The organism is Streptomyces sp. (genome assembly GCF_036566765.1).
Lineage (GTDB): Bacteria > Actinomycetota > Actinomycetes > Streptomycetales > Streptomycetaceae > Streptomyces.
Map to the genome: position 1 here is coordinate 1 of NZ_DATCVQ010000671.1, position 4,090 is coordinate 4,090.

The 4,090-nt window shown below is 72.2% G+C and carries 4 protein-coding genes; 1 reads left to right on the forward strand and 3 read right to left on the reverse strand.

Annotated features, from left to right (window positions below):
- Positions 1 to 39: 39 nt before the first annotated feature.
- The 3 genes from VIU94_RS39065 to VIU94_RS39075 form a co-directional block, all read right to left on the reverse strand.
- Positions 40 to 792, reverse strand: coding sequence for an SDR family NAD(P)-dependent oxidoreductase (locus tag VIU94_RS39065; RefSeq protein ID WP_331919436.1), 753 nt, complete (start codon positions 790 to 792; stop codon positions 40 to 42).
- A complete protein-coding gene (locus VIU94_RS39070; RefSeq protein WP_414721081.1) occupies positions 789 to 1,796 on the reverse strand; it encodes an alpha/beta hydrolase family protein in 1,008 nt (335 codons plus the stop codon). The genes VIU94_RS39065 and VIU94_RS39070 overlap by 4 nt, the downstream gene beginning before the upstream one ends.
- Before the next feature lie 80 nt (positions 1,797 to 1,876).
- A complete protein-coding gene (locus tag VIU94_RS39075) occupies positions 1,877 to 2,800 on the reverse strand; it encodes a zinc-binding dehydrogenase (RefSeq protein ID WP_331919440.1) in 924 nt (307 codons plus the stop codon).
- 125 nt (positions 2,801 to 2,925) lie between these two features.
- On the opposite strand from VIU94_RS39075, the gene VIU94_RS39080 reads away from it, so the two are divergent.
- A complete protein-coding gene (locus VIU94_RS39080) occupies positions 2,926 to 3,858 on the forward strand; it encodes a LysR family transcriptional regulator (RefSeq protein WP_331919442.1) in 933 nt (310 codons plus the stop codon).
- Positions 3,859 to 4,090 lie beyond the last annotated feature (232 nt).

Sequence of the window (4,090 nt, forward strand, 5' to 3'; positions counted from 1 at the left end):
CCGGCCTACTGCGGATGCGGGTGTGTGCTCGGCGTGGTGTCAGGCGGGTACGGGTACGGCGCCGACGAGGCCGCCGTCGATGAGGAGGTCTTGGCCGTTGATGTAGGAGGCGTCGGTCGAGGCGAGGAAGGCGACGGCGGTCGCGACTTCCTCGGGGCGTCCGAAGCGGCCGGCGACGATCTGGCCGGTCACCGCTGCCGCCTCCGCGGCGCTGAGCGAGGCGGCGGGGTACATGGGGGTATCGATGTACCCGGGGCTGACGGAGTTGACCCGGATTCCCCGTGGGGCGAGTGCGGCGGCGAGGGTGCGGGCCAGGTTGTGGGCGGCGGCCTTGGTCGCCGAGTACAGGGTGAGGACGCTGTTGCCCCGGTGAAGGGTCCAGGACGCGTTGATGACGATCGAGCCGCCGTCGATCAGTAGCGGTAGTGCCTTCTGCACGGTGAAGAACACTCCCTTGAGGTTGACGTCGACGGCCGTGTCGAAGTCCGCCTCGGTGATGTCCTCGAACGGCAGGAAGGCGCCGGTGCCCGCGTTCGCGAAGAGGCTGTCGAGGCGGCCGTGGCGCTCGCGGACGGTGTCCATCAGTGCGTCCAGCGCTCCGAGTTCGGCGACGTCAGCCACCGCGCCCGTGGCTTTCGGGCCGAGTTCGGCGACGGCGGCGTCGACCCGCGCGCGGGTGCGCCCGGTGACGACGACACAAGCACCTTCGGCGACGAGGCGGTGTGCGGTTGCCAGCCCCATGCCGCTGGTGCCCCCGGTGATCAGTACGGTCTTTCCGGTGAAGCGGTTCACTCGCTTGCTCCTGTCAGTGCCTGTGTGATCCAGTCCGCGAGGCGGGGCAGCCAGTCGGCCCGGGCGTTGCCCAGGAGGTGGTCTCCGTGCGGGACGGACAGGTACGTGCCGCGTGGTGCGAGGCGGGCCAGCGGTTCGACGTTGGTCACCCCGGGGATGGTGTCGGCGCCCCCGTCCACGCACAGCAGCGGCACCTCGATGCGGGGCGCCAAGTGGGTGAGGTCCACGTGGTCGGCGAACGCGCGGGCTGCCTGGGCCCCGCCGGCGCGCCGGGTCAGGATGTCCCGTACGGGTTGCGGCAGTTCTGGCCAGTGGAGGCGGAAGGGACCGCTGACGGTTGCGGCGGCGGCCACCCGGGGCTCCAATGCCGCGGTCTTGGCCGCGTAGTAGCCGCCCAGGCTGAGGCCGACGACGGCGATGCGCGCCGGGTCGCCGAGGGCGTCGATGACCCGACCGACGACTTCGTGGTAGTCCGCTCGCATGGTCGTCGTGGCCCTGAGGACCCCTTGCCCAGGGCCGTCCATCGCGAACACTGCGAGACCCCGCGCCAGTAGCGCGGAGGCGAGATCGAGGAACTCCTCCTTGGCCGAGTCCAGGCCGGGGACCACGATCACCGTGCCCGGTGCGTCGGCCGGGCCGCGCAGCCAGCCGGTGAACCCCGGGCCGCTGACGCGCTGGGCACTCGGTTCCAGCACGGCGAGCGCCCTGGCCAGGGCGTCGTCGGCCTCGGCCGCGGCACGGTCCGCCTCCGCGAACGGTGCCAGCGTCGCGACGTGGAACCACCGCGCCGCCGTCAGCAGGTGCTCACCCGCCGACACGGGTGAACTCGCGGCTGTCGCACGTTCGACGTAGTCGCCAGCGGTGCGCCGGAAGGCAGGCCCCCAGTCGGCGACGGCGTCGAGGCATTCGGTGACGCGACCGTACTCGTGTGGGTCGAGACCCGCGCCGGTGGCACGGGTCCACTGGGCAGCTGCGAACTCGGCGGCGTGCTCGGCGGCGCGCATCGGCGTGGCGGCGTTCTCGGCCGCGAACTGAGCGGCGGCGCGCTCGCCGGCGAACTCAGCGGCGGCGTGCTCGGCGTCGCTCATCGTACGGCTCCTGTCGTCAGCACGGCCTTGCCTCGGATTCGTCGCTCCCGCAGATCGACCAGGGCGCCGGCGGTCTCGGACCAGTCGGCGACCCGGCCGATCTCGGGGTGCAGCCGCCCCTGCTCCACGAGACGGACCAGCGTCGCGAGTTCAGGTCCGTACGGGGCGCCCGCGTAGTGGAAGTGCTGGATCGTGACCCCCGCCGGTCCGCCCAGGAGTTCGAAGAAGTCCAGGGTGGCCGGGGTGCGGCTCGCCTGGCCGAACCAGAGAAGCAGCCCGCCTGGGCGCACCTTCGAGACGGCGAGGGGCAGCTGCGGGCCGCCGGTCGACTCCAGCACCACGTCGAACAGGCCCCCGGCGGCCGCGACATCGTGGACCACCTCGGCCGCGCCCAGTTCGGCGAGCCGCATCCCCCGCTCCGGGGTGGCGCTGACCACGGTGACTTCGGCGCCGGCCGCGGCGGCCAGCTCGGTGACGTAGTGGCCGACGCCGCCCGAAGCGCCGGTCAGCAGCACCCGCCTGCCGGTCAGGGAGCCGGCCGTGCGCAGCAGTCGCAGCGCGGTGATCCCCGCCAGCGGCAGGGCGGCCGCCCGTACGCTGTCGATTCCGTCCGGGAGCACGGCGAGAGAGTGGGTGGGGACGGCGGCGTACTCGGCCCAGCCGCCCTGCGGAGGGTGCCCGACCACGCGGGCGCCGACGCCGGGCCCGGAGCCGTCCGCCGCGGCCTGGACGACGAGCCCCGCGACGTCCTTGCCGGGCAGCAGCCCCGGGGTGGGACGTTCCAGCAGGAACGTCTCGCCCCGGTTCGGCGCGAACGCCTCGACCTCGATCAACGCCTCATCAGCTTCAGGGACGGGCCGGGGGACGTCGGCGAACTCCACCGGCCGCATCGCCTCCCCCGTGGGAATCAGTCTTCGCATACGGACGATGCAACCCCGTCCGCCGCCCAGTGATCCAACAACAGGCAGGAAAACCCGACAACCTTCGGTTGTCACCTATGGTGGGAGGCGTGGCGGAAGGCTTCGTGAAGGGCGTGGCGGAGGGCGTGGATCTCGACATGGCGCAGGTACGTGCCTTCGTGCACGCCGCCCAGGAGCTGCACTTCGGCCGGGCGGCCGGGGACCTGGCCATCTCTCAACAGGCCCTGTCCAAACGGATCGCACGGCTGGAATCACTCCTCGGTACGAAACTGTTCGCTCGCCTCGGCCACACGGTGGCTCTCACCGAGACGGGGAGGCGCTTCCTCGAACCGGCCCGGCGCGCCCTGGCCGCGGCTGACGACGCGGTGAGGGCGACGGTGAGCGAGGATCGCCCGCTGCGCGTCGACGTGTGGGGCCACCTTTACGCGCCGATGCGAACCCTGGCCCAAGTCGCCGCGCAGGACCAGGAATTGGAGCTGGGCCACGGCCGAGACCTGCCCGCGGTGACGACAGCGCTACTGCACGGCGACATCGACGCGGCCCTGGGCCGCGTCCACCCGCCGCTGCCCGCTGGACTGACGCACCGCCTCGTCCGCCTCGAACCCGTCGACGTCATCCTGAGCGCCGACCATCCCCTCGCAGCCCAGCCGGCACTCCGGCCCGAGCAACTGCGCGACAGCGTCCTGTGGGCCCCCGGCGCACTGGACCGCCTCGACTTCCTCCGCCAGTTCGCCGACCACTTCGGCATCCGGGACCGCGCCGGCAGCGTGAACCTGGGCCTGGCCCACTTCCTCGCCGAAGTGGCCGAACACCCGCGCCGCTTCTCCCTGATGCCCGCCGACGTACCCCTGCCCAACATCCCCCGACTGCGCTCTATCCCCCTGGTCGACCCCACACCCCTCTACGCCTGGTCGCTGCTCTGGCGCACCGAAAACCCCCACCCCGGCGTGAGCGGCCTCGCCGCCGCCTGCGCCCGGCAAGCAGCGCAGAGCCGGTGGCTGGAGCACGCCCCGACCCGCGACTGGCTGCCCGACGGCCCTGGCGCGCAGGCGGGATGAGAGTCTCCAGGGATACGGTGCCGGCATGTCCTCGAGACCAGATGCCGAGATACCTGGCCGTGAGGAACTGGCTGCCTTCCTCCGCGATCTCAAGGGGTGCCGTTCTCGCTCCGGTTCAGGTCACTGGGGTGGGGTGGCTGTGGTCACCATGCGTTGATGGCCGGCGCGCCAGGTTCGTGCTGCCGCCAGGCCTGGTTGAGGCGGGTGAGTCGGTCCGTGGCGGCGATGCCCT